The sequence below is a fragment of the Streptomyces sp. NPDC012794 genome (assembly GCF_042901085.1).
Lineage (GTDB): Bacteria > Actinomycetota > Actinomycetes > Streptomycetales > Streptomycetaceae > Streptomyces.
The window spans coordinates 1-25,389 of the sequence record NZ_JBIBCI010000007.1 but is presented as its reverse complement, the minus strand read 5'-3'; the positions used below and the strand labels follow the sequence as shown (position 1 = coordinate 25,389).

Genomic DNA, 25,389 nt, shown 5'->3' with positions numbered 1-25,389 from the left:
GGTGCACGATGGGGGCATGGCAGGCGCTGCGCTCGACTCGTTCTCCCCCGCGACCCGCTCGTGGTTCACGGGGGCCTTCCGTACGCCCACGGCCGCCCAGGAGGGCGCGTGGCGGGCCATCGGGGAGGGTTCGGACGTCCTGGTCGTGGCGCCGACCGGTTCCGGCAAGACCCTGGCCGCCTTCCTCGCCGCCCTGGACCGGCTCGCCTCGCAGCCGCCTCCCGCCGAGGCGCGCAAGCGCTGCCGGGTGCTGTACGTGTCCCCGCTGAAGGCCCTGGCGGTCGACGTGGAGCGCAATCTGCGCAGCCCGCTGACGGGGATCCGGCAGGAGTCGGCCCGCCTCGGCCTGCCGGAGCCGGATATCCGGGTGGGGATCCGCTCGGGGGACAGCCCGGCCGCCGAGCGACGGGCGCTGGCGACCCGGCCGCCGGACATCCTGATCACCACTCCGGAGTCCCTGTTCCTGATGCTGACCTCGGCGGCGCGGGAGGCGCTGGCGGGGGTGGAGACGGTGATCCTGGACGAGGTGCACGCGGTCGCCGGGACCAAGCGCGGCGCCCACCTGGCGCTGTCCCTGGAGCGGCTGGACGAGCTGCTGCCCCGTCCGGCCCGCCGGATCGGCCTGTCGGCGACGGTCCGACCGGTGGAGGAGGTGGCCCGTTACCTCGCGCCGCGCGGCAGGGTGGAGATCGTGCAGCCGCCGTCCACGAAGGAGTTCGACCTGTCGGTGGTCGTCCCGGTCGAGGACATGGGGGAGCTGGGGGGCTCCCCGGCGACCGAGGGCCGGGAGGGCGGCGACAAGCCGTCGATCTGGCCCCATGTGGAGGAGCGGATCGCGGACCTGGTGCAGGCCCACCGCTCGACGATCGTGTTCGCCAACTCGCGCCGTCTCGCGGAGCGCCTGTGCAACCGGCTCAACGAGATCGCCCACGAGCGCGCGACGGGCACGCCGCTCGCCGAGGGCGCGCCGCCCCCGGCCGAGGTCATGGCCCAGTCGGGTGCGGCCCTGGGTGCCCCGCCGCTGCTGGCCCGCGCCCACCACGGTTCGGTGTCCAAGGAGCAGCGGGCGCTGGTCGAGGAGGACCTGAAGGCGGGGCGGCTGCCCGCCGTGGTGGCCACCTCCAGCCTGGAGCTGGGCATCGACATGGGCGCCGTGGACCTGGTGGTGCAGGTGGAGTCGCCGCCGTCGGTGGCGTCGGGGCTCCAGCGCGTGGGCCGCGCCGGGCATCAGGTGGGCGCGGTCTCCACCGGTGTGGTCTTCCCGAAGTACCGGGGCGACCTGGTCCAGGCCGCCGTGGTGACCGAGCGGATGCGGACCGGGGCGATCGAGTCGCTGCGGATCCCCTCCAACCCGCTGGACGTGCTCGCCCAGCAGCTGGTGGCGATGACCGCGATGGACACCTGGCAGCTGGACGAGCTGCTCGCGCTGGTGCGGCGGGCGGCGCCCTTCGCGGCGCTGCCCGAGTCGGCGTTCACCTCGGTGCTGGACATGCTGGCGGGCCGTTATCCCTCGGACGCTTTCGCGGAGCTGAGGCCCCGGGTGGTGTGGGACCGGGTGGCGGGGACGATCACCGGCCGGCCCGGCGCGCAGCGCCTCGCGGTGACCTCCGGCGGCACGATCCCGGACCGGGGCCTGTTCGGGGTGTTCCTCGCGGGCGCCGACCCGAAGAAGGGCGGGGGCCGGGTCGGCGAGCTGGACGAGGAGATGGTCTACGAGTCCCGCGTGGGCGACGTGTTCACCTTGGGCACCACCTCCTGGCGGATCGAGGACATCACCCGCGACCGGGTCCTGGTCACGCCCGCCCCCGGGGTGCCGGGCCGGCTGCCGTTCTGGAAGGGCGACCAGCTGGGCCGGCCCCTCGAACTGGGGCGTGCGGTGGGCGCGTTCCTGCGGGAGCTCGGCGCGCTCTCCGACGAGGACGCCCGGCTGCGGCTGCTGGCGGCCGGCCTGGACGGCTGGGCCGCGGGCAATGTGCTGGCGTACCTGGCGGAGCAGCGGGCGGCCTGCGGGCACGTGCCGGACGACCGGACCATCCTGGTGGAGCGGTTCCGGGACGAGCTCGGCGACTGGCGGGTCGTCGTCCACTCCCCCTTCGGCGCCCAGGTGCACGCCCCGTGGGCGCTGGCGCTGGGTGCCCGTCTCGCGGAGAAGTACGGCATGGACGCCCAGGTGATGCACGCCGACGACGGGATCGTGCTGCGCCTGCCCGATGCCGACCTGCTCTCCATGGATCTGCTGGACCACGACCCGGCCCGGCCGGCGCCCTTCGAGTTCGATGACGAACAGGCCCCGCTGGGCGCGGCCGACGTCACCTTCGACCGGGGCGAGGTCTCCGGGATCGTCACCGAACAGGTGGGCGGCTCGGCCCTGTTCGCCTCCCGGTTCCGCGAGTGCGCGGCGCGTGCCCTGCTGCTGCCCCGCCGCAGTCCCGGCAAGCGCACCCCGCTGTGGCAGCAGCGCCAGCGCGCCTCCCAACTGCTTCAGGTGGCCTCGGAGTTCGGCTCCTTCCCGATCGTGCTGGAAGCTGTACGCGAATGCCTCCAGGACGTGTTCGACGTACCGGGCCTGGCCGAGCTGATGGGGGACATCGAGGCGCGCCGGGTCCGCCTGGTCGAGGTCACCACTCCCGAGCCCTCGCCGTTCGCCCGCTCGCTCCTGTTCGGTTACGTCGCCCAGTTCCTGTACGAGGGCGACTCGCCGCTGGCCGAGCGGCGGGCGGCGGCGCTCTCGCTGGACTCGCGGCTGCTGGCGGAGCTGCTGGGCCAGGCGGAGCTGCGGGAGCTGCTCGACGCGGAGGTCCTGGAGGAGCTGGAGCGGGAGCTCCAGTGGCTGACGGAGGACCGGCGCGCCAAGGACGCCGAGTCGGTGGCGGACCTGCTGCGCCTGCTGGGCCCGCTGACGGATGCCGAGCTGGCCGAGCGCGGGGCGGAGCCCGCCTGGCCGCGGGCGCTGGAGGCGGCCCGGCGGGCCATCCGGGTGCGGATCGGCGGCGCGGAACACTGGGCGGCGATCGAGGACGCGGGCCGGCTGCGGGACGCGCTGGGCACGGCCCTGCCGGTCGGGGTGCCGGAGGCCTTCACCGAGCCCGTCAAGGATCCGCTGGGCGATCTCCTGGCCCGGTACGCGCGCACCCACGGGCCCTTCACCACGGCCGCGGTGGCCGCCCGGCTGGGCCTGGGCGCGGCGGTGACCGAGGGCGCCCTGCACCGGCTCGCCGCGGCGGGCCGGGTGGTTCAGGGCGAGTTCCATCCGGCGGGCATCGGCCAGGAGTGGTGCGACGCGACGGTGCTGCGCAGGCTGCGGCGGCGTTCGCTGGCCGCGCTGCGCCAGGAGCTGGAGCCGGTCCCGCCGTCCTCCCTGGCCACGTTCCTGCCCCAGTGGCAGCATCTGGGCGGGGCCCTGCGCGGGATCGACGGTCTGGCCCGGGCCGTGGAGCAGCTCCAGGGGGCACCGGTGCCGGCCTCGGCGCTGGAGCGGCTGGTCCTGCCCTCGCGGGTGGCGGGGTATTCGCCGACACTGCTGGACGAGCTGACCACCACCGGGGAGGTGGTGTGGGCGGGCGCGGGGGCCCTGCCGGGCAAGGACGGCTGGGTCTCCCTGTACCTGGCGGAGTCCGCTCCGCTGCTGCTCCCCGAGCCGCATCCGCTGGAGCTGGGGCCGCTGCACCAGGCGGTGCTGGAGAGCCTCTCGGGCGGGTACGGCCTGTTCTTCCGGCAGATCACCCAGTCGGTCCGCGCCCGCCACCCGGAGGCCTCCGACCTGGAGCTGTCCGAGGTGCTCTGGGACCTGGCCTGGTCGGGCCGGCTGACGAACGACACCCTGGCCCCCCTGCGCTCCCTGCTGGGCTCGGGCCGCACGGCGGGGGCGACCGCGCACCGGGCGCGGCGTACGGTGCCGCGCGGCCGGTACGGCAGCCTGGGCGCCACGGTGTCCCGTACGGGCCCGCCCACGGTCTCGGGCCGCTGGTCCCTGCTGCCCGCGCCGGCCCCGGATCCGACCCACCGTGCCCACGCCCTGGCGCGCACGCTGCTGGACCGGCACGGGGTGGTGACCCGGGGGGCCGTGGCGGCGGAGGGCGTCGAGGGCGGCTTCAGCGCGGTCTACCGGGTGCTGTCGGCGTTCGAGGACAGCGGCCAGGCCCGCCGGGGGTACGTGGTGGAGGGGCTGGGCGCGGCCCAGTTCGCGATGGACGGCGCGGTGGACCGGCTCCGCGCGGCCGAGAAGAACCCTCCCCCGCTGGCGGCGGTGGTGCTGGCCGCCGCCGATCCGGCGAACGCGTACGGGGCGGCCCTGCCGTGGCCCGAGCCTCCGGCGGGCGCCACGCACAAGCCGGGCCGCAAGGCGGGGTCCCTGGTGGTCCTGGTCGACGGCGAGCTGACCCTGTACCTGGAGCGCGGCGGCAAGACCCTGCTGGCGTGGCCGGATCCCGGGGATCCGCGGTTGGCGGCGGCCACGCAGGCGCTGGTCGCGGGCTCGCGCGCGGGCACCCTGCCGGCGCTGACGGTGGAGCGGATCAACGCGGCGGCGGCGCTGACCTCCTCGCTGGGCCCGGCCCTGGAGGCGGCCGGTTTCCACGCCACCCCGAGGGGGCTGCGGCTGCGCAGCTGAGGCGGCGGTCCGGTCTCGGCCCGGACACGTATGTCTTGGGCATGTCACGAAACGGCTGCCAGCCGCTCCGCAAGGGCCTCTGAGCTGGCCCAGCCGCTTATCCGTGGCTTATCAAAGGTGCTCACAGGCACCGCGCTCGGCGGTGCGCATCCATGGGGGACCAGACAGTGAGCACCAACACCATGCGCAGAAGCACCCTCGCCGCGGCCGGCCTCGCCGTGGCCGGAGCCCTCGTCCTGACCGGCTGCCAGGACGGCGACGAGGAGATCCCGGCGGCTCCGGCCGCACCGTCCGCCGCCGCGTCCGCCGGCTCGTCGGCCCAGCCGAGCGCCCCGGCGGCGCCCAGCTCCCCGGCGGCCGGTTACGACGGCTCGGCGAGCGCTTCACCGGCCCCGGGCGGTTCCGGCGGCGGCGCCGTGGCGAAGTCCGGCCAGGCCTTCAAGATCGGTGAGACGGCCACCGTGCCGTTCAGCTACGGCAGCAACAAGGGCGGCCAGCTCGCCCTCACCGTCGCCTCGATCGAGCAGGGCGACCCGGCCGACCTGGAGCCGCTCAAGCTCGGCGACAAGGCCAAGGGACTGGTGCCCTACTACATCCGCTACACGGTCAAGAACACCGGCACGACGGACCTCTCCTACTCCTCGGTCGGCCACATCAAGGGCCTGCTCGGCGACGGCAGCGAGGCGCAGGGCGTCTCGGTCATCGGCAAGTTCGACAAGTGCAAGGACAACTCGCTGCCGAAGGGCTTCACCAACGGCCAGTCGCAGACCAACTGCGTGATCGCCCTGGCGCCGGCCGCGGCCAAGGTCTCAGGCGCCGAGTACTGGGGCAACCCGTACAACAACCTGAGCAGCCCGCCGCAGAAGAGCCTCACCTGGAAGTGACGGGCGGCCCACCGGGCCCTCCCGCCTCCTGATGCCCGGACCCCCCGCGCGGCGACCCCGCCCGGGGGGTTCCGCGCGTTCCCAGGGCCGACAATGGCCCCATGCCCGAAGGAGACAGCGTCCACCGCGCGGCGGCCCGTCTGCACGCCGCCCTCGCGGGCAAACCCCTCACCCACGCCGACCTGCGCGTGCCCCGCTTCGCCACCGCCGACCTCACCGGGCGCACCACCCTCGGCGTCACCCCGCGGGGCAAGCACCTCCTCGCCCGCCTCGAAGGCGGCCTCACCCTCCACAGCCACCTCGGGATGGACGGCACCTGGAACCTCTTCGGCCCCGGCGAGAAGTGGCGCGGCGGACCCGCCTTCGAGATCCGGGCCGTACTGGCCACCGCCGACGCCACCGCGGTCGGCTACCGGCTCCCCGTACTGGAACTGCTGCGCACCGCCGACGAGGCGCGGGCCGTGGGCCACCTGGGCCCCGACCTGCTCGGCCCCGACTGGGACCAGACCCGGGCCGCCGCCAACCTCCTCGCGGACCCCGGCCGCCCCCTCGGCGAGGCCCTGCTCGACCAGCGCAACCTGGCGGGCATCGGCAACATCTACAAGTGCGAGCTCTGCTTCCTGGCCCAGGTCACGCCCTGGACCCCGGTCGGCGCGCTCCCCGACCCCGAAACCACCCTCCCCCGCGTCGCGGCCGCCGCCCAGCGCCTCCTGGCGGCCAACGCCGGCCACGGAGGCTCCCGCAACACCACCGGCATCCGCCGCCCCGGCCGGGAGCTCTTCGTCTACGGACGCGCCCGCCGCCCCTGCCTGCGCTGCGGCACCCCGGTACGCGAGGCCCCGCAGGACGGCCGGCCCACGTACTGGTGCCCGGGCTGTCAGAGCGGACCGGTTCCGGATCACCCCGGCCGTTGACGGTCCGTCAGATACACTCGTACCGTCCTGGCATGCCCACACCGATCGCCCCGTACGACCTCACCGGCCGCACCGCGCTCGTCACGGGAGCCGCCAGCGGCATAGGCCGCGCCACCGCCCTCCTCCTCGCCAGGGCCGGAGCCGCCGTCCACTGCGCCGACCGCGACGAGCGGGGTCTCGCCGGGACCGCCTCCCTGATCGCCGAGGACGGGGGTGCCGCCACCGTCCACCCCCTCGACGTGACCGACCGGGCCGCCCTGCGCACCGCCGTCGCCGCCGCCGGGCCGCTCGACGTCGTCGCCGCCATCGCCGGGGTCATGCACACCAGCAGCGTCCTGGAGACCACCGATGAGGACCTCGACCGGATCCTGGACGTCAACTTCAAGGGAGTGCTGCGCACCTGCCAGGAGGCCGTCCGCGCCATGATCTCCGCCGGCCGCCCCGGGTCGGTCGTGACCATGGCCTCCGGCGCCGTGGACGCCGCCCAGCCGGGCCTGCTCTGCTACAGCGCCGCCAAGGCCGCCGTGGTGCAGCTGACCCGGACCCTGGCCACCGAATGCGGCCCGCACGGGATCCGCGTGAACGCCGTCGCACCGGGCTGGATCCGCACCCCCATGACCGGCCGCCACGGCCCCGAGGTGCAGCGGCGGACCGAGGCCGCCATGGCCCGCATGTCGCCGCTGCGCCGGGTCGGGGAAGCGGAGGACGTCGCCCAGGCCGTGCTCTACCTCGCCTGCGACGCCTCGTCCTTCATGACGGGCCAGATCCTGCGCCCGAACGGCGGGGTGTCGATGCCCTGGTAGCGCCCGCTCCGGACCGCGCCCGGCCGGCCCCGCGCACGGGTGCGGGCACGCAGTGCACCGGCAGCAGCCCCAGGCCCCAGCCGCCGACCGCCATCGCGCCCTCCACCGGGCCCGCCTCGGCCGGCGCCAGCGCGAGCCTCAGTACGGCCCACCACCACAGCGCCGCCACCACCAGGGCGAGGAGCACCGGGACAGGTATGCGCAGCAACCGCCGCACGGCCACCTCCCAGGGGGCAGTTCCCCGACGGGCCCATCCTCCCGCACCCTCCCCCCGCCCGCACCCAGAACGCCCGCCCGCAGCCCCGCAAGGGCTCCCAGGGGCTCCGGGGACACCGCGCACCCCCGGAACGGCAAAGAGCCCCGGCCGGTGCTCGACGCACCATCCGGGGCTCCCGCCACGCACACGTACCAACGGCACGCTCAAGCGGCTACGACGTTCACCGCTTCCACGGGTGCCTTGATGGTCACCCGCTCCGGCCCGCCCGTGACCGAGGCCACGGAGACCGAATTGAGCATCGGGCGCACCGGTGCCGACACCGGTTCGCTTGCGGCGGCCGACTGCGCAAGCTCCGCCAGCGACAGCTCGTCACTGACTTCGCGCATCAGCTCGGACATCCGTACGTCCAGCGCGTCGCAGATCGCGGAGAGCAGCTCGGAGGATGCCTCCTTCTGCCCCCGCTCCACCTCGGAGAGATAGCCGAGCGAAACTCGGGCGGACGAGGAGACTTCGCGCAGAGTACGGCCCTGGCGCTGGCGCTGCCGACGCAGCACGTCACCCAGCAGGCGACGGAGCAGAATCATCGGTGGCTCCCTCCTCTGACCGTGTAGCCGTAACCTTCACGCCCCACCGTACCGCCTCGCGCCGCGGCCGTGCGGGGAGCGATGTCGTGTTCACTCAGGGCTGCAAACATCAAATCCCCCCGTTCTGTTCCGTATCCTGCCCCCGCGGATTCTCGCGGAGTTCGCTCGAGAGGAGTTCGAGCACTGTCCGTGCGCTCTCCCTACGGATTTCCGCACGGGAGCCGTTCAACCGCAGCCGAGCCGTTTTCCTGCCCGCCGGGCCCGCCACGGCGATGAAGACGGTGCCCACCGGCTGCCCGTCCTGGGGGTCGGGTCCGGCCACTCCGGTCGTCGCGATCCCCCACGAGGCACCCAGCACCCGCCGCACTCCGGCGGCCATCTCCTCCGCGACCTGCGCGTTCACCGCGCCTTCGGCCGCGAGCAGCTCCGCGTCCACCCCGAGGACGCGGTGCTTCAGTTCCGTGGCGTACGCCGTCACCGAGCCGCGGAAGGCGCGCGAGGCCCCCGGCACCGCCGTCAGCTCCGCAGCCACCATTCCGCCGGTCAGCGACTCCGCGACCGCCAGGGTCTGGTCACTCTCCGCAAGCAGCCGCAGCACGTCTTCGGCCACCGCCGCCGCTCCCCCGGCGCCTTCCGCCGGTTCCGCGGCCTCCGGCGCCTCCCCCGCCCCGTGTGTCACTTCGCGGTCCGCTCCGCCGCCAGACCCGCCCGGCGCAGCACCACGGCCTGCCGGATGTAATCCAAACCGGTGACGACGGTCAGCACCACGGCGACGGCCATCACCCAGAACCGCAGGGTCGCGAGCGGCCCGGTCAGCGCGAGGACGTACATGCCCACCGCCGTGCCCTGGGCCAGGGTCTTCAGCTTGCCGCCCCGGCTCGCCGGGATCACCCCGTACCGGATCACCCAGAACCGCATGAGCGTGATGCCGAGCTCGCGCCCGAGGATCACCCCGGTCACCCACCAGGGCAGCTCACCCAGCCACGAGAGACACACGAGCGCCGACCCCATGATCGCCTTGTCGGCGATGGGGTCGGCGATCTTCCCGAAGTCCGTGACCAGGTTGTACGTCCTCGCCAGGTGCCCGTCGAAGATGTCCGTGATCATGGCGACGGCAAAGGCCGCCCAGGCCAGCACCCGCCAGACGGGGTCGTAGCCCCCGTCGGCGAGCAGCAGCAGGACGAATCCCGGCACGAGGACGAGCCGGATCATCGTCAGGATGTTGGCGATGTTCCACAGGCTGGCCTGGTTGACGGCCGCAGTCCCGAGCTTCGTGCCGGGCGTGGGCCGACGGCCGGTCCCGCCCGCCGCCGATGCCGGGACTCCGGTCATCCGGCCGCCTCCTCGAGTTCCACGCCCAGGGGCTCGGCGACGAGGTCGACGCCCAGGGTCCCGACCACCTTGGCGGTGACGATGCGCCCGGGGACCAGGCCCGCGCCGTCGGTGAAGACGACCTGCCCGTCGGTCTCGGGGGCCTGGTGCGCGGCACGCCCGTAGGCGCCCTCGCCGTCCTCCGCCTCGTCGAGCGGGACGACCGTCTCCACGAGCACCTCGAGGGTCTCGCCGATCCGCTCCTCCGCGCGCTGCGAGGTCAGCTCCTCGGCGAGCCGCTGCATGTGCGCGAGCCGCTCGGCGATGGTGTCCTCGTCCAGCTTGCCGTCGTAGCCGGCGGCCTCGGTGCCGTCCTCGTCGGAGTAGCCGAAGACGCCGATGGCGTCGAGCCGCGCGTGCGTGAGGAAACGCTCCAGCTCGGCGAAGTCCGACTCCTTCTCACCGGGGAAGCCGACGATGAAGTTGGACCGCACACCGGCCTGCGGGGCCTTGGAGCGGATGGTGTCCAGCAGCTCCAGGAAGCGGTCGGTGTCGCCGAAGCGGCGCATGGCGCGCAGCACGTCGGGGGCCGAGTGCTGGAAGGACAGGTCGAAGTACGGCACGACCTTGGGGGTCGAGGTGAGGACGTCGATCAGCCCGGGCCGCATCTCGGCGGGCTGGAGGTAGCTGACGCGGACGCGCTCGATGCCGTCGACGGCGGCCAGCTCGGGCAGCAGGGTCTCCAGCAGGCGGATGTCGCCCAGGTCCTTGCCGTACGAGGTGTTGTTCTCGGAGACCAGCATGATCTCCTTGACGCCCTGCTCCGCGAGCCAGCGCGTCTCGCCCAGCACGTCGCTGGGGCGGCGCGAGATGAAGGAGCCGCGGAAGGACGGGATGGCGCAGAAGGAACAGCGGCGGTCACAGCCGGAGGCGAGCTTCACGGAGGCGACCGGGCTCTTGTCCAGGCGGCGGCGCAGCGGCGCGCGCGGCCCGGAGGCGGGCGCGAGCCCGTCCGGCAGGTCGGCGGGGGCCGACGCGGGCTCCTCGGGGGCCGCCTGCGCGTGGCCGGGCAGCGCCACGTCGGCGCTCTGGCGCTCGGCCGGGCTGATCGGCAGCAGCTGGCGCCGGTCGCGCGGGGTGTGCGCCTCGACGCTGCCACCGCTGAGGATGGTCTGGAGGCGGTTGGAGATGTCGGCGTAGTCGTCGAAGCCGAGGACTCCGTCGGCCTCGGGGAGCGCTTCGGCGAGTTCCTTGCCGTAGCGCTCGGCCATGCAGCCGACGGCGACGACGGCCTGGGTCTTGCCGTGATCCTTGAGATCGTTGGCTTCCAGCAGGGCGTCTACGGAGTCCTTCTTGGCGGCTTCGACGAAGCCGCAGGTGTTGACGACGGCTACGTCCGCGTCGGCGGCGTCCTCGACGAGCTCCCAGCCATCCGCCGCCAGGCGGCCTGCGAGCTCCTCCGAGTCCACCTCGTTACGGGCGCAGCCAAGAGTGACAAGGGCGACGGTACGGCGTTCGGGCATGGACTCAAGACTACTTCGTCCCGGCGCCGGCCCCCGCCCGCGTCCCCCCCACGACAAGATCCCCGGGGCCGGCGGCGGCCGCCGCGCGGGATCCCGGGGATCTGGAATTTTACCTTCCGTGCTGGTCAGCCCGCCTGGGCCTGCCCCTGGCGCGGATCGTCCTTGGTGTAGGTGAGACGTTCGACCTGACCCGACTCGAACCTCTCCTTGATCTCCTTGCCGTTCACGAACAGCTTGACGGCTCCGGCGTCACCGAGGACGAGGTCGACGGACTCCTTGTCCGTGAAGGTCTTCGACTCGCCCTGCGTGAGGGTGCCGTCGAAGAGGAGCCGGCCGGTGCTGTCCTTCGCGGAGATCCAGCTCTCGCCGACATCGGCCGTCAGGACGACGGTGACGACGCCCTTCGGAGCGACGGCGATGGCGCTGTCCTCCGGCTTGGGCGTGGTGGCCTGGGGGGTCGGGGCGGCCGGCTGCTTGCCCGCGGACTGCTTGGGCGCGGGCTTCGGGGAGGCGGAACCTTCCGCCAGCGGTCGCTTGGCCGACTCGTCGCCGCCGCCGAAGGCGGTGAAGCCCACGAAGCCGATGACCGCGACGATGGCGGCGACCATGGCGGCGGTCCAGTTGGGCCGCTGCCGCTCGGGGCGGATGCGCTCGGCTTCGAACATGGGCGCGGCGGGGGTGGGTGCCGGCCGGCCGCCGTGGGCCGCGTCGTACCTGTCGACCAGGGGTACCGGATCGAGGTGGACGGCGCGGGCGAGCGTACGGATGTGGCCGCGGGCGTACACGTCGCCGCCGCACCGCGTGAAGTCGTCCTCCTCGATCGCGTGCACGATCGGGATGCGCACGCGGGTGGTGGAACTGACCTCGTCGACGGTGAGCCCGGCGGCGATCCGGGCCTTCTTCAGGGCCGTCCCGATGGACGGCTCTTCGACGGAGCGCTCGACGATGCGGTCCTCGGACCGGTCCTCGGACCGGACGTCGGCCGAAGTCCGCTCTTCTTCGGGGGAGTTGGATTTGCCGATGGACACAAGGGCGCCTTTCGAGCGTGTAGCCACCTGCTGGATGTCCAGTCTAGGGGGGTGACGAAAGGGTGGGGCAACCGGAGGGGCCCCTTCCTACGCCATCCGAATGGCGAGGGAAACCGGCCGCCTGTGCCTCCCTCAACTTGACGCACGCCCTGGGGAAACGGTTGCCGTCGGATCCGGTGACGATACGGCCACGATCCCATTCGGTCGGGTGAGACGGCCGGACCCCCGTTCTACCGGACCGCCCACGAGCCCCCCGACGGCGGGGCCCCCGGGGGCTCGGGAAGCCCCCGGCGACTCCCGGTGTCCTACGGGGCCTCCTCGCCGCGGATGACGGCGAGCACCCCGTCGAGCTCGTCGGGCTTGACCAGCACGTCGCGCGCCTTGGAACCCTCGCTCGGCCCGACGACCCCCCGGGACTCCATCAGGTCCATGAGCCGCCCCGCCTTGGCGAAGCCCACCCGCAGCTTGCGCTGGAGCATCGAGGTGGAGCCGAACTGGGTGGAGACCACCAGCTCCGCCGCCTGGCACAGCAGGTCCAGGTCGTCGCCGATCTCCTCGTCGATCTCCTTCTTCTGCTTCTGCCCCACCGTGACGTCGTCCCGGAAGACGGGCGCCATCTGGTCCTTGCAGTGCTGGACGATCCCGGCGATCTCGTCCTCGGTGACGAAGGCGCCCTGGAGGCGGACCGGCTTGTTCGCGCCCATCGGCAGGAACAGGCCGTCACCCTTGCCGATCAGCTTCTCCGCGCCGGGCTGGTCCAGGATGACCCGGCTGTCCGCGAGGGAGGAGGTCGCGAAGGCCAGCCGCGAGGGCACGTTCGCCTTGATCAGACCGGTCACCACGTCCACCGAGGGCCGCTGGGTGGCGAGCACCAGGTGGATGCCGGCCGCACGGGCCAGCTGGGTGATGCGGACGATCGAGTCCTCTACGTCGCGCGGGGCCACCATCATCAGGTCCGCGAGCTCGTCGACGATCACCAGCAGGTACGGGTAGGGGCTGAGCTCCCGCTCGCTGCCCGGCGGCAGCTTGATCTTGCCGTCCCGGATGGCCTGGTTGAAGTCGTCGATGTGCCGGTAGCCGAAGGCGGCCAGGTCGTCGTACCGCAGGTCCATCTCGCGCACGACCCACTGGAGGGCCTCCGCGGCCCGCTTGGGGTTGGTGATGATCGGCGTGATCAGGTGCGGGATGCCCTCGTACGCCGTCAGCTCCACCCGCTTCGGGTCGACCAGGACCATCCGGACGTCCTCCGGGGTGGCCCGCACCATGATCGAGGTGATCAGGCAGTTGATGCAGGAGGACTTGCCGGAGCCGGTGGCGCCCGCGACCAGCACGTGCGGCATCTTCGCGAGGTTGGCCATCACGTAGCCGCCCTCGACGTCCTTGCCGAGCGCGACCAGCATGGGGTGGTCGTCCTCGGCGGCGTCCGCGAGCCGCAGGACGTCGCCCAGGTTGACCATCTCGCGGTCGGTGTTCGGGATCTCGATGCCCACGGCCGACTTGCCCGGGATGGGGCTGATGATCCGTACGTCCGGGGAGGCCACGGCGTAGGCGATGTTCTTCGCCAGCGCCGTGATCCGCTCGACCTTCACCGCGGCGCCGAGCGTCACCTCGTAGCGCGTGACCGTCGGGCCCCGGGTGAAGCCGGTGACCTGCGCGTCCACCTTGAACTCGGTGAACACGTTCGTCAGCGCGGCCACCACCGTGTCGTTGGCGGCGCTGCGGGTCTTGCCGGGCCCGCCCTTCTCCAGCAGGTCCAGCGAGGGCAGCGCGTACGTGATGTCCCCGCGCAGCTGGAGCTGTTCGGCGCGCGGCGGCAGCGGCTGGGCCGCCGGCGGCGTCTTCGTCAGGTCCGGCACCGCCAGCGTCCCGGACGCCGCCGCGGTGCGCTCGTGCGGCGAGTCGGAGTCGTCCGCCGGAGCCGCAGCCGCGGCGGGGGCGGAAGCGGAAGCGGGGACGGGCCGCTCCTCCCGGGCGGGCGGCACCGGAGCGGTGACCTCCGCCCCCTCCCCCCGGGCGGCGATGCCCTGGGTGAGATCGGCGACCAGCGGGTTCGGCGGCAGCCCTCCGTAGACCACCCCGTCGAGCGCGGCCGCGGCCGCCGCGGCCACGTCGACGGCGTCCGGCTCCCGCTCGCCCGGCCGCTCGGCGCTCCGCCGGGGCCGGCGCCGCCGCGCCAGGGCCGCTTCCTCGGCCTCGTCCACCCCGCCACCGGTGCCGCCGGCGCGGGCCTGCCACTGTCCCGGGTCATGGCGGTCCTGCCGGTCGGACCGCCCGGCGGCCTCGTGCTCCCCGTACCCCTCGTCGTACTCGTTGGGCTGGATGACCCCCAGCCGGATCCCCAGGCGGCGCAGCCGCTGCGGGATCGCGGCGACGGGGGTGGCGGTGACCACCAGCAGCCCGAAGACCGTCAGCAGCACCAGCATGGGCACGGCCAGCGGCGCCCCCATGGTGAAGATCAGCGGCTTGGAGGCACCCCAGCCGATCAGCCCGCCCGCGTTCTGCATGGCGGTGGTGCCCTCGTCCCGGCCGGGCGCCCCGCAGGCGATGTGCACCAGCCCGAGGACGCCGATGGCGAGGGCGGACAGGCCGATCCCGATGCGCCCGTTGGCGTCGGTCTGCTCGGGGTGGCGGATGAGTCGTACCGCCATGACCCCCAGCAGGATCGGCACCAGCAGGTCCAGCCGCCCGAAGGCCCCGGTGACCAGCATCGTGACCAGGTCACCGACGGGCCCGCTCGGACTCGACCAGGTTCCGGCGGCGACGATCAGCGCGAGGGCGAGCAGCAGCAGCGCCACCCCGTCCTTGCGGTGGGCCGGATCCAGGTTCCTGGCCCCCCGGCCGAGCCCGCGGAAGAGCCCGCCGACCGCGTGCGCGACCGCGAGCCAGCACCAGCGGACCAGCCGCACCACTCCCCCGGTCGGCGTCGGCGCCGGCTTGGCGGCGGCCTTCTTCGCCGGGGGACGCCTGGCCGCGGCGGCCTTCTTCGCGGGGGGCTTACGCGGGGCCGCCTTCTTGGCCGGCTCCGTCGTACGGCCGGTGCGGCCCTTCGCGGTGCCCGCCGTGCTCTGGGAACCCTTGCCGGACGTACGTGAGGCCATGGGCCCGAGGTTACCCGGGCGCACCCCGGTGGACACGCGTGCCCACCCCTTCACCCGTTCGTGTCGCCCCGCCCGCGGGCGCTCTGACTCCGCGACAGAACTGACGGACACCCAGCGGGGCTCCCCGGCGGGCCGTTTCACCACCGGGGGCGGCGGGGCGGCGGGCGGCCCGGCGCCTCAGCCCTGCGCGGGCAGGACCGCCGCTCCGCCACTGGCTCCGGGCTCCAGCGCGTCCAGCGCCCGCCGCAGCCCGGTCAGCTTCCGCTCCAGGTGGGCGGCCGTCGCCACCACCCCGGCGTCCGCCGAATCCTCGCCGAGCTGCTTGGTCAGCGCCTCGGCCTGTTCCTCGACCGCCGCCAGCCGCGCGGAGAGCTCGGCCAGCAGCCCGGCCGTCTCCCTGCCGCCGTCGCCGTTCGTACCGCCGCCCTCCAGCTGGAGACGGAGCAGGGCCGCCTGCTCCCGCAGCTGGCAGTTCTTGGTGTAGAGCTCCACGAACACGGACACCTTGGCGCGCAGCACCCACGGGTCGAACGGCTTGGAGATGTAGTCCACCGCACCCGCCGCGTAACCGCGGAAGGTGTGGTGCGGACCGTGGTTGATCGCGGTGAGGAAGATGATCGGGATGTCCCGGGTCCGTTCGCGCCGCTTGATGTGCGCGGCCGTTTCGAACCCGTCCATGCCCGGCATCTGGACATCCAGCAGGATGACCGCGAAATCGTCCGTCAGCAGCGCTTTGAGCGCTTCCTCCCCCGACGACGCCCGGACCAGTGTCTGATCGAGCGCGGAGAGGATGGCCTCCAGCGCCAGCAGATTCTCCGGCCGGTCGTCGACCAGGAGGATCTTGGCCTTCTGCACCATGCCCTGTCCTCCTCGCCCCGGCATGGGGCCTCCCCGGCTCCTGGCGCCGGCGTGCGCGCCGGGCCCCGCCCCAGAGGACGGCATCCTTGCGCCGTCCGTCCTTGTGCCGGTCATCGTAGCCCCAGTCCCGAGATCGCCACACCCTGTCACCAAGATGTCACTGTGCACGTAGCGGAAACGTGAGGGGAGGCCCAAAGGTTCCCCTCCCGGCCTCCCCCCGCGCCCGGCACTCCGATCAGTCTCCGCGCATGTGCTGTTCCATGACCGTCAGCAGGTAGTCGGGCTCGACCGGCTTCGTGACGTAGTCGGAAGCCCCGGAGTCGATGGCCTTCTCCCGGTCCCCCTTCATCGCCTTGGCCGTCAGCGCGATGATCGGCAGCCCCGCGAACTGCGGCATCCGCCGGATCGCCGAGGTCGTCGCGTACCCGTCCATCTCCGGCATCATGATGTCCATCAGCACCACCGCCACGTCGTCGTGCTGCTCCAGAACCTCGATGCCCTCCCGGCCGTTCTCCGCGTACAGCACCGCCAGCCCGTGCTGCTCCAGCACGCTCGTCAGCGCGAAGACGTTCCGCACGTCGTCGTCCACGATCAGCACCCGCTCACCGTGGAAGTCGTACGTACGGGGCGCCACCGGCAGCGGCTCCTCCACGTCCCAGGCGTCACCCCCGGGCTGCCCCGGCACCTCGGTGCGCGGCGCCGGGCCCGTCAGCGGCCTGCGCCGGCGCCGGAACAGCGCCGGCGAGCCCGGAGCGGCCGCCTCCGCCACCGGCAGCGCCTGCTGCGGCTGAGCCGCGCCCAGCGGCGCCGGCGGAGCCGCCGGCAGCGGCTGCGCGGCGAACGGCTCCTCCTCCGCCGCCCTGCGGTACTCCCCGCGCGCCCCGCCGGGCGTCGGCGGGGCGTAACCCTGCGGCGGCAGCTCGCTCGGGTGCAGCGGCAGGTACAGCGTGAAGGTCGACCCCCGCCCGGGCTCGCTGGCCGCGTGGATCTCCCCGCCCAGCAGCCGGGCGATCTCCCGGCTGATCGACAGCCCCAGGCCCGTACCGCCGTACTTGCGGCTGGTGGTGCCGTCGGCCTGCTTGAACGCCTCGAAGATCACCAGCATCTTGCTCGCCGCGATGCCGATCCCCGTGTCGGTCACGGAGAAGGCGATCAGGTCGGCGTCCGCGTCCCGCAGCGACCCCGCCTCCAGCAGCTGCTCCCGGATGGCCGTCGGCACGTCCGACCCGGCGGGCCGGATCACCAGCTCCACCGCCCCGTTGTCGGTGAACTTCACCGCGTTCGACAGCAGGTTGCGCAACACCTGGAGCAGCCGCTGCTCGTCGGTGTGCAGCGTCGCGGGCAGCTCCGGGGAGACCCGTACCGAGAAGTCCAGTCCCTTCTCCGCGGTCAGCGGCCGGAACGTGGCCTCCACGTAGTCCACGAGCTGGACCAGCGCGATCCGCGTCGGCGAGACGTCCATCTTCCCCGCCTCGACCTTCGACAGATCGAGGATGTCGTTGATCAGCTGGAGCAGGTCCGAGCCCGCGCCGTGGATGGTCTCCGCGAACTCCACCTGCTTCGGCGAGAGGTTCTCGTCCGCGTTGTCGGCGAGCAGCTTCGCCAGGATCAGCAGCGAGTTCAGCGGGGTGCGCAGCTCGTGCGACATGTTCGCGAGGAACTCGCTCTTGTACCGCATCGAGACCGCCAGCTGCTCGGCCCGCTCCTCCAGCACCTGCCGGGCCTCCTCGATCTCGGTGTTCTTCACCTCGATGTCCCGGTTCTGCTGGGCCAGCAGCTCGGCCTTCTCCTCCAGTTCCGCGTTGGCGGCCTGGAGGGCCTTCTGCCGGTTCTCCAGTTCGTCGGAGCGCTCGCGCAGCTGCTCGGTCATCTCCTGCGACTGCTTGAGCAGCATCTCCGTCTTGGAGTTCACGGAGATGGTGTTGACGCTCGTACCGATCATCTCGGCGATCTGGCTCAGGAAGTCCTTCTGAATCTGCGTGAACCCCGTGAACGACGCCAGCTCGATGACGCCGAGCACCTTCCCCTCGAACAGCACCGGCAGCACGATCACGTGCGCCGGCGGCGCCTCGCCCAGCCCCGAGGAGATCTTCAGGTAGCCGGGCGGGGTGTTCTCGACGAGGATCGTCCGCTTCTCCTCGGCGACCGTGCCGATCAGTCCCTCGCCCGGCCGGAAGGAGATGGGCATCTGGGCGCCCGCGTACGCGTAACTCCCGCGCATCCGCAGCTCGTACGAGCCCTCCGCGGTGCCGTCCGTCCCGATCTCGCTCGTCCCGCCCGCCGGTACGGCGAGGAAGAACGCCCCGTGCTGCGCGGAGACCACCGGGGTCAGCTCGCTCATGATCAGCGAGGCCACGTCGTCCAGGTCCCGGCGGCCCTGCATCAGGGCCGAGATGCGGGCGAGGTTGCCCTTGAGCCAGTCCTGCTCCTTGTTGGCCAGGGTGGTGTCGCGAAGGTTCACGATCATCGTGTTGATGTTGTCCTGGAGCACCTGGATCTCGCCCGCCGCGTCCACGTCGACCTTCAGGCTCAGGTCGCCCCGGGTGACCGCGGTGGCCACGGCCGCGATCGCGCGCACCTGCCGGGTGAGGTTGCCGGCCATCTCGTTCACGGACTCGGTGAGGTCCCGCCAGGTGCCGTCCACGTCCCGCACCCGCGCCTGGCCGCCGAGGATGCCCTCGGTACCCACCTCGCGCGCCACCCGCGTCACCTGGTCGGCGAAGGAGGACAGCTGGTCGACCATCGTGTTGATGGTCGTCTTCAGCTCCAGGATCTCCCCCCGGGCGTCGATGTCGATCTTCTTGGTCATGTCGCCCTTGGCGATGGCGGTCGTGACCATGGCGATCTGCCGCACCTGCCCGGTGAGGTTGGACGCCATGAAGTTCACCGAGTCGGTGAGGTCCTTCCACGTCCCGGAGACCCCGGGGACGTGCGCCTGGCCGCCCAGGCGCCCCTCCGTACCCACCTCGCGCGCCACCCGCGTGACCTCGTCCGCGAAGGAGGACAGGGTCTTCACCATCGTGTTGACGGTGTCCGCGAGCTGCGCGACCTCGCCGCGCGCCTCGACGGTGACCTTCTTCGTCAGATCGCCGTTGGCGACGGCCGCCGACACCTGCGCGATCCCGCGCACCTGCGCCGTCAGGTTCCCGGCCATGGTGTTGACGTTGTCGCTGAGGTCCTTCCAGATGCCGGTGACCCCGCGCACCCGCGCCTGGCCGCCGAGGATGCCCTCGGTGCCCACCTCGCGCGCCACCCGCGTCACCTGCTCCGCGAACGACGACAGCTGGTCCACCATCGTGTTGACCGTGGTGACCAGTTCCAGGATCTCGCCCTTGGCGTCGACCGTGATCTTCTTGGACAGGTCGCCCATGGCGACGGCGGTGGTCACCTCGGCGATGTTGCGCACCTGCGAGGTCAGGTTGTTCGCCATGAAGTTGACGGACTGGGTGAGGTCCTTCCAGGTGCCCGAGACGCCCTTGACCTCGGCCTGACCGCCCAGGATGCCCTCGGTGCCCACCTCGCGGGCCACCCGCGTCACCTGCTCGGCGAAGTTCGACAGCTGGTCGACCATCGTGTTCAGGGTGTTCTTCAGCTCCAGGATCTCGCCCCGGGCGTCCACGTCGATCTTCTGCGACAGGTCGCCGCGCGCCACCGCCGTCGCGACCTGCGCGATGTTGCGGACCTGCGAGGTCAGGTTCCCGGCCATGCCGTTGACGGAGTCCGTCAGGTCACGCCACACCCCGGCCACACCGGGCACCTGCGCCTGGCCGCCCAGGCGCCCCTCCGTACCCACGTCCCGGGCCACCCGGGTCACCTGCTCCGCGAAGGCGGAGAGCTGGTCGACCATCGTGTTGATGGTGTTCTTCAGCTCCAGGATCTCGCCCCGGGCGTCCACGTCGATCTTCTGCGACAGGTCGCCGCGCGCCACCGCCGTCGTCACCTGGGCGATCTGACGCACCTGCGAGGTCAGGTTCCCGGCCATGAAGTTGACCGAGTCGGTCAGCTCCTTCCAGGTGCCGGAGACCCCCTCGACCCGGGCCTGGCCGCCGAGCCTGCCCTCCGTGCCCACGTCCCGCGCCATCCGCGTGACCTGGTCGGCGAAGGAGGACAGCTGGTCCACCATCGTGTTCACGGTGTTCTTCAGCTGGAGCATCTCGCCCGAGACGTCCACCGTGACCTTCTGGGACAGGTCGCCGTTGGCGACCGCCGTGGTCACCTGGGCGATGTTGCGCACCTGCCCGGTGAGATTCCGGAAGGCGGTGTTCACCGAGTCGGTGAGGTCCTTCCAGGTCCCGGCCGCCCCCGGCACCTGCGCCTGCCCGCCCAGCTCACCCTCGACGCCGACCTCACGGGCCACACGCGTCACTTCGGCACCGAACGACTGGAGCTGGTCCACCATCGTGTTGACGGTGTTCTTCAACTCCAGCATCTCCCCGGCCACGTTGACCGTGACCTTCTGCGACAGGTCGCCGTTGGCCACGGCGGTCGTCACCTGGGCGATGTCCCGCACCTGCGTGGTGAGGTTGCGGAAGACCGTGTTCACCGAGTCGGTGAGGTCCTTCCACGTGCCGGCCGCCCCCGGCACCTGCGCCTGCCCGCCGAGGAGGCCCTTCGCGCCGACCTCACTGGCCACGCGCGTGACCTCGTCCGCGAAGGTCCGCAGGGTCTCCGTCATCTGATTGATCGTTTCGGCCAGCTGCGCGACCTCCCCGCGCGCGCTGACCCGCACCTTCTGCGACAGGTCGCCGTTCGCGACGGCGGTCGTCACCTGCGCGATCCCCCGCACCTGCGCGGTCAGGTTCCCCGCCATCGTGTTGACGGAGTCCGTCAGGTCCTTCCACACGCCCGCGACCCCGGGCACCTTCGCCTGGCCGCCCAGCTCGCCCTCCGTACCCACCTCCCGGGCGACCCGCGTCACCTCGGAGGAGAACGAGGACAGCTGGTCCACCATGGTGTTCACGGTGTTCTTCAGCTGGAGCATCTCGCCGGCCACGTGCACCGTGACCTTGCGCGACAAATCACCCTTGGCGACCGCCGTCGTCACGAGGGCGATGTCACGCACCTGCGCGGTGAGCCGGTACGCCATCGTGTTGACGGAGTCGGTCAGGTCCTTCCACGAACCGGACATCCCCCGCACCTGGGCCTGACCGCCCAGCTTGCCCTCCGTACCGACCTCCAGCGCCACCCGAGTCACCTCGTCGGTGAACGCCGACAGCTGGTCGACCAGGTTGTTGACCGTACGCCCGACCTTCAGGAACTCTCCGCGCAGCGGATGCCCCACCCCGTCCGACGTCTGCGTCCGCAGGTCCATCCGCTGGTCCAGGTCGCCCTCGGCCACCGCCGACAGCACCCGGCCCACTTCGGACACCGGCCGGGCCAGATCGTCCACCAGCTGGTTCGCCGCGTCGATCGCGGCCGCCCAGGAGCCCTCGCAGGCCCCCGTCTCCAGCCGCTCGCTCAGCTTGCCCTCGCGGCCCACCGTCCGCCGGACCCGGGACAGCTCCCCGGTCAAGTGCAGATTGCGGTCGGCGACCTCGTTGTAGACGGCGGCGATCTCCGCCATCACGCCCTCGCCGGACACCGTCAGCCGCTTGCGGAAATTCCCGTCCCGCATCGACACCAGGGCCGTGAGCAGGCGGTTCAGAGCGGCGGTATCGACTTCCGTCGTCCCGTTCCGCCGGGCCCGTCCCCCCTTGGGGCGCGTTCCCGTACGCCGCACCGCTGCGCCAGACTCCACCGTGTCCCTCCCGAAAGGGTCGACCGCTGTTCCACCGGACGCCGACCGTCCAAGAGCCGGCTCTCCAAGCCTGCCCAGTGTTTCACCCTGGCCGAACCCGGCGATAACACTTCGGCACCATCGCACACCCTCCGCACTCTCCGGGTGGAATCCCGTACGACGGCTCCTGGCGCCCGCGAAGGTAAGTAACCTGGCATCCGATGTCCCACCGCGTCGAAGGAGACTTGTGATCACGGCACGGGCGGCTGCCAGTTTCGACCCTCAAGGGCGGTCGGTCGCCGCCGCCCGCGCGTTCGTGCGCGACACCCTGCAGGGCTGGGGCTTCGCGGACATCGTCGACGACGCGGTCGTACTGACCAGCGAGCTCGTCACCAACGCCGTGGTCCACGCCGGAACCAGGGCCGAGGTCCTGTGCCTGCGTGCCGAGGGCGGCGTACGCGTCGAGGTCGGCGACCGCTACCCCGAGCGCGAGCTGCCGCTGCGGCACCCCGGCGAGCGCCCGTACGCCGATCCCGACCGCGAGAGCGGCCGCGGGCTGATGCTGTGCGCCGCCCTGGCCACCCGCTGGGGCGTCGAGTACACCGCCACCCACAAACACGTGTGGTTCCGCCTCGACCTCCCGGACCGGCCGGTCGGTACCCGCTCCGCGGGCCCCGTCGTACCGGACCAGTTCCTGCCCCTGACCGACAGCCGGGTCCGCGTGGCCGTGCTCCAGATCGACGCCACCGACGCCATCTCCGCCTGGAACGAGGACGCCGAGCACATCTTCGGCTACCCCGCCGAGAAGGCCGTCGGCCGTCCCCTCGCCGAGATCGCCGCCTGGCCCCAGACCCCCGGCACCGCCACCGGCGTCGCCGAGGCCCTGCGCCTGTCCCGCTGGGAGGGCAGCTACGGCATCCGCGGCGCCGACGGCCGCGTCATCCCCGTCTACGCCTCCCACCTGCGGGTCCGCGACGCCCACGGCGAGCCCTCCATCGTCTGCCTCCTCGTGCACGACGACGAGCGCGCCCTGCTCCAGACCCCCGTACGCGTCCCCTCCTCCGACGGCCAGCACGGCGACCCCCGCCCCGCCGACCCCTTCGAGGTCTTCATCGGCTCCCCGGCCCCCGACGACCTCGACGGGCTGCTCCAGCGCACCGTCGAGCGGGCCCGTGACATGCTCGACGCCGACGCCGCCTTCCTGCTGCTGGCCACGGACGACGAGACCGAGCTCGAGGTGCGCGCCACCACCGGCCTGCCCTCCACCCGCCAGCGCTTCGCCCGCGTACCCGTCGAGGCCGGCACCAGCCGCTACGGCTCGGCCCGCCTGCCCGCCGTCCACGACGACCTCGCCGTCGTGCCCGGAGCCGTACCGCTGCTGGAGTCCACCGGCATGCGCTCCGTCGTCACCGTCCCCCTCAAGGTCGAGGGCCGCCTCACCGGCTCCCTCGGCGTCGCGGCGGAGGGCCCCGGCCGGTACACCAACGAAGAGGCCCTGCGCCTCCAGTTCGCCGCCGACCGCATCGCCCTCGCCGTCGAGTCCGCCCGCCTCGGCGAGCTGGAACGGCTGCGCCGCGGCTCGCTCTCCTTCCTCGTCGAGGCCTCCGACCTGCTCGCCGGCACCCTCGACCGGGACCAGACCCTGGCCCTCATGGCCCAGATGACCGTCCCGACGCTCGCCACCTGGTGCGCCGTCTACACCATCGCCGATCCGGCCTCGGACCCGTACCTCGCCTACGTCCTGCACGAGGACGAGGAGCGCATCGACGGCCTGAAGGCGCTGCTCTCCCGCGTCAGCCCGCCCGAGCCGGTCCGTGAGGCCGGTGCCCGCCCCTGGCCCGCGGCGACCGCCGCCGTCGGCGGGGAGACCGTCGTCCTGCCGCTCCTCGCCCGCAACCGGGTGATCGGCATGCTGACCCTCGGCAAGCCCACCGGGGAGCACTTCCGCCAGGAGATCCTCGAACTCGCCGACGACCTCTCCCGCAGGGCCGCCCTCGCCCTCGACAACGCCCGCCTCTACTCCGAGCGCACCGCCATCAGCCGTTCCCTCCAGCGCAGCCTGCTGCCGCCCGGCTCCCCCGCCATCCCCGGCATGGAGGTCGAGGTCATCTACCGTGCCGCCGGCGAGGGCAACGAGGTGGGCGGCGACTTCTACGACGTCTTCCCGATCCGCGACGGCGCGTACGGCTTCGCCATCGGAGACGTCTGCGGTACGGGTCCCGAGGCGGCGGCGGTGACCGGCCTCGCCCGCCACGCCCTGCGCCTCCTGGCCCGCGAAGGCCTCGGCGGGCCCGCGGTGCTGGAGCGGCTCAACGCGGCCATTCTCGACGAGGGCGTCCGCAGCCGCTTCCTCACCCTCCTCTACGGGGAACTCCACCCCCAGCCCGACGGCGGCGCCCTGATGAAGGTCGTCTGCGCGGGCCACCCCCTGCCGCTGCGCCTGCGCCCGGACGGCGAGGTCACCGCGGCGGCGGAACCGCAGCCGCTGCTCGGCGTGATCGACGACCTCGATCTCTACGAGCAGACCCTGACCCTGGAACCGGGTGACGTCCTGCTCTGCGTCACGGACGGCGTCACCGAACGCCGTGAGGGCACCCGGATGCTCGGTGACGACGGCCTCGCCGAGGTCCTCACCACCTGCACCGGCCTCACGGCGGGCGCCGTCGCCTCCCGGGTCCTGCGCGCGGTCGAGCGCTTCGCCGCCGAACCGGCCTCGGACGACATGGCGATCCTGGCCTTCCGGGTCCCCGAGCAGCGCGAGGGTTCCTGAGCCCTACCCCTTCCGGGTGAGCGGGACGCCGAGGACGTCACGCGCGTAGTTCTCCACGAAGCCCGGCAGCCACACCTCGGCCGCCATCTCCTCGAAGACCTTCACCACGCGCTCGTCCGGCTCGTCCGTGAGCACGACGATCCGCCAGGTGTTGGTGGGCCGCGCCGCGGTACCGGCGACTCCGTGCTGAACGTGGAAGAGCGGCTGCCCCGTCCCGGCGGACAGCCGGCCTTCCGGCGCCTCGGGGAACTCGGCCCTGCCGAGGAAGGTCACGACCTTCTCCTCGTGGTCGAGGTACACCTCCTCCAGCACCAGCCCGTACTCGTCGGGCCTCAGCCACAGCCGCTGGGCCGAGCGCCGTACGAATGCGTCGCCGAGCCCGACGGCTCCGTCCTCCCGCCCGGGCACCCAGGCAGTGGCCGTGCCCTCCTGCACGACGTACGGGATGAAGGCGGCCGGATCGCCAGCCTTCCGTACCTCCATGTCCCAGAGCATGTCCGCCGTGAAGACGAGCGGCTCGCCGTCCGTCTCGTACCACCGCGCCAGGACGCCGTTGACGTCGACCGGCGGCAGCACGGCCCGGCTGTACCGGGCGTCGTTCCACGCGCGCTCGAATTCGGCCTGGGCCGCCTTGTTGTCCAGCATTACCGCTCTCCCTGCTCATGGGCTGTCGCGCCGCAGGCGAGACTAGAACGCAAAAAAGGCCCCCGCCATGAGGCGGGGGCCTTTTTGTCAAGTCAGAGCCCTTTAACGGAATCGAACCGTTGACCTTCTCCTTACCATGGAGACGCTCTACCGACTGAGCTAAAAGGGCGGGTTGTTCGGCGGCGTCCTACTCTCCCACAGGGTCCCCCCTGCAGTACCATCGGCGCTGAAAGGCTTAGCTTCCGGGTTCGGAATGTAACCGGGCGTTTCCCTAACGCTATGACCACCGAAACACTATGAAGTTGGAACTCAAGCCGGCAAGGCGAGTTCGTTACTTCAGAACTAACACAGTGGACGCGAGCAACTGAGGACAAGCCCTCGGCCTATTAGTACCAGTCAGCTCCACCCGTTACCGGGCTTCCACATCTG

At 72.4% G+C, this 25,389-nt stretch carries 14 protein-coding genes, 1 tRNA gene and 1 rRNA gene; 5 read left to right on the top strand and 11 right to left on the bottom strand.

Annotation, left to right across the window (positions count from 1 at the left end; genetic code table 11):
• Positions 1–16: 16 nt before the first annotated feature.
• The 4 genes from ACFY7H_RS15315 (at position 17) to ACFY7H_RS15300 (ending at position 7,210) form a co-directional block, all read left to right on the top strand.
• Positions 17–4,609: an ATP-dependent helicase gene (locus ACFY7H_RS15315; RefSeq protein ID WP_388938163.1), complete on the top strand. Its 4,593-nt coding sequence runs from the start codon at positions 17–19 to the stop codon at positions 4,607–4,609.
• Positions 4,610–4,776: 167 nt separating this feature from the next.
• Entirely contained in the window at positions 4,777–5,493 is a 717-nt protein-coding gene (locus ACFY7H_RS15310) for a hypothetical protein (protein ID WP_388938161.1), read from the top strand.
• Between the two features lie 101 nt (positions 5,494–5,594).
• Positions 5,595–6,407 (top strand): Fpg/Nei family DNA glycosylase, encoded by an 813-nt coding sequence (locus ACFY7H_RS15305; protein ID WP_388938159.1) that lies wholly within the window; start codon positions 5,595–5,597, stop codon positions 6,405–6,407.
• A 32-nt stretch (positions 6,408–6,439) separates the two neighbouring features.
• A complete protein-coding gene (locus ACFY7H_RS15300) occupies positions 6,440–7,210 on the top strand; it encodes an SDR family NAD(P)-dependent oxidoreductase (RefSeq protein WP_388938156.1) in 771 nt (256 codons plus the stop codon).
• A gap of 420 nt (positions 7,211–7,630) precedes the next feature.
• On the opposite strand, the gene ACFY7H_RS15295 is transcribed toward ACFY7H_RS15300, so the two are convergent.
• From ACFY7H_RS15295 to ACFY7H_RS15260, 8 genes are all read right to left on the bottom strand, one after another.
• Positions 7,631–8,011, bottom strand: coding sequence for a helix-turn-helix domain-containing protein (locus ACFY7H_RS15295; RefSeq protein ID WP_112451800.1), 381 nt, complete (start codon positions 8,009–8,011; stop codon positions 7,631–7,633).
• A gap of 109 nt (positions 8,012–8,120) precedes the next feature.
• Positions 8,121–8,621 carry a CinA family protein gene (locus ACFY7H_RS15290; protein ID WP_388938154.1) on the bottom strand — a complete coding sequence of 167 codons (501 nt, stop codon included), beginning with the start codon at positions 8,619–8,621 and terminating at the stop codon, positions 8,121–8,123.
• Positions 8,622–8,686: 65 nt separating this feature from the next.
• Positions 8,687–9,343: a CDP-diacylglycerol--glycerol-3-phosphate 3-phosphatidyltransferase gene (gene pgsA, locus ACFY7H_RS15285; RefSeq protein ID WP_388938153.1), complete on the bottom strand. Its 657-nt coding sequence runs from the start codon at positions 9,341–9,343 to the stop codon at positions 8,687–8,689.
• Positions 9,340–10,845, bottom strand: coding sequence for a 30S ribosomal protein S12 methylthiotransferase RimO (rimO, locus tag ACFY7H_RS15280; RefSeq protein WP_388938151.1), 1,506 nt, complete (start codon positions 10,843–10,845; stop codon positions 9,340–9,342). Before rimO ends, pgsA begins: the two co-directional genes overlap by 4 nt.
• 125 nt (positions 10,846–10,970) lie before the next feature.
• The gene (locus ACFY7H_RS15275; protein WP_388938150.1) at positions 10,971–11,873 is read right to left on the bottom strand and encodes a helix-turn-helix domain-containing protein; all 903 of its coding nucleotides are present in this window, start codon (positions 11,871–11,873) and stop codon (positions 10,971–10,973) included.
• 305 nt (positions 11,874–12,178) lie between these two features.
• The gene (locus tag ACFY7H_RS15270; protein ID WP_388938148.1) at positions 12,179–14,971 is read right to left on the bottom strand and encodes a DNA translocase FtsK; all 2,793 of its coding nucleotides are present in this window, start codon (positions 14,969–14,971) and stop codon (positions 12,179–12,181) included.
• A gap of 177 nt (positions 14,972–15,148) precedes the next feature.
• A complete protein-coding gene (locus tag ACFY7H_RS15265; protein ID WP_125818620.1) occupies positions 15,149–15,829 on the bottom strand; it encodes a two-component system response regulator in 681 nt (226 codons plus the stop codon).
• Between the two features lie 235 nt (positions 15,830–16,064).
• The gene (locus ACFY7H_RS15260; RefSeq protein ID WP_388938146.1) at positions 16,065–21,566 is read right to left on the bottom strand and encodes a HAMP domain-containing protein; all 5,502 of its coding nucleotides are present in this window, start codon (positions 21,564–21,566) and stop codon (positions 16,065–16,067) included.
• Positions 21,567–21,792: 226 nt separating this feature from the next.
• Here ACFY7H_RS15260 and ACFY7H_RS15255 point away from each other — a divergent pair, with 226 nt between their 5' ends.
• Entirely contained in the window at positions 21,793–24,315 is a 2,523-nt protein-coding gene (locus tag ACFY7H_RS15255; RefSeq protein ID WP_388938145.1) for a SpoIIE family protein phosphatase, read from the top strand.
• Positions 24,316–24,318: 3 nt separating this feature from the next.
• Here the strand turns inward: ACFY7H_RS15255 and ACFY7H_RS15250 are convergent, their stop codons facing one another.
• From ACFY7H_RS15250 to rrf, 3 genes are all read right to left on the bottom strand, one after another.
• Positions 24,319–24,960, bottom strand: a complete 642-nt coding sequence (locus ACFY7H_RS15250) for a hypothetical protein (protein WP_388938143.1) — start codon at positions 24,958–24,960, stop codon at positions 24,319–24,321.
• A 96-nt stretch (positions 24,961–25,056) separates the two neighbouring features.
• Positions 25,057–25,129 (bottom strand) — tRNA-Thr (locus ACFY7H_RS15245).
• A 5-nt stretch (positions 25,130–25,134) separates the two neighbouring features.
• Positions 25,135–25,251, bottom strand: a 5S ribosomal RNA gene (gene rrf / locus ACFY7H_RS15240).
• Between the last annotated feature and the right edge of the window lie 138 nt (positions 25,252–25,389).

Coding starts and splice junctions, on each gene's coding strand:
- ACFY7H_RS15315 (WP_388938163.1), top strand. CDS start 17: ATGGCAGGCGCTGCGCTCGACTCGTTCTCCCCCGCGACCCGCTCGTGG.
- ACFY7H_RS15305 (WP_388938159.1), top strand. CDS start 5,595: ATGCCCGAAGGAGACAGCGTCCACCGCGCGGCGGCCCGTCTGCACGCC.
- ACFY7H_RS15300 (WP_388938156.1), top strand. CDS start 6,440: ATGCCCACACCGATCGCCCCGTACGACCTCACCGGCCGCACCGCGCTC.
- ACFY7H_RS15295 (WP_112451800.1), bottom strand. CDS start 8,011: ATGATTCTGCTCCGTCGCCTGCTGGGTGACGTGCTGCGTCGGCAGCGC.
- pgsA (WP_388938153.1), bottom strand. CDS start 9,343: ATGACCGGAGTCCCGGCATCGGCGGCGGGCGGGACCGGCCGTCGGCCC.
- rimO (WP_388938151.1), bottom strand. CDS start 10,845: ATGCCCGAACGCCGTACCGTCGCCCTTGTCACTCTTGGCTGCGCCCGT.
- ACFY7H_RS15270 (WP_388938148.1), bottom strand. CDS start 14,971: ATGGCCTCACGTACGTCCGGCAAGGGTTCCCAGAGCACGGCGGGCACC.
- ACFY7H_RS15265 (WP_125818620.1), bottom strand. CDS start 15,829: ATGGTGCAGAAGGCCAAGATCCTCCTGGTCGACGACCGGCCGGAGAAT.
- ACFY7H_RS15250 (WP_388938143.1), bottom strand. CDS start 24,960: ATGCTGGACAACAAGGCGGCCCAGGCCGAATTCGAGCGCGCGTGGAAC.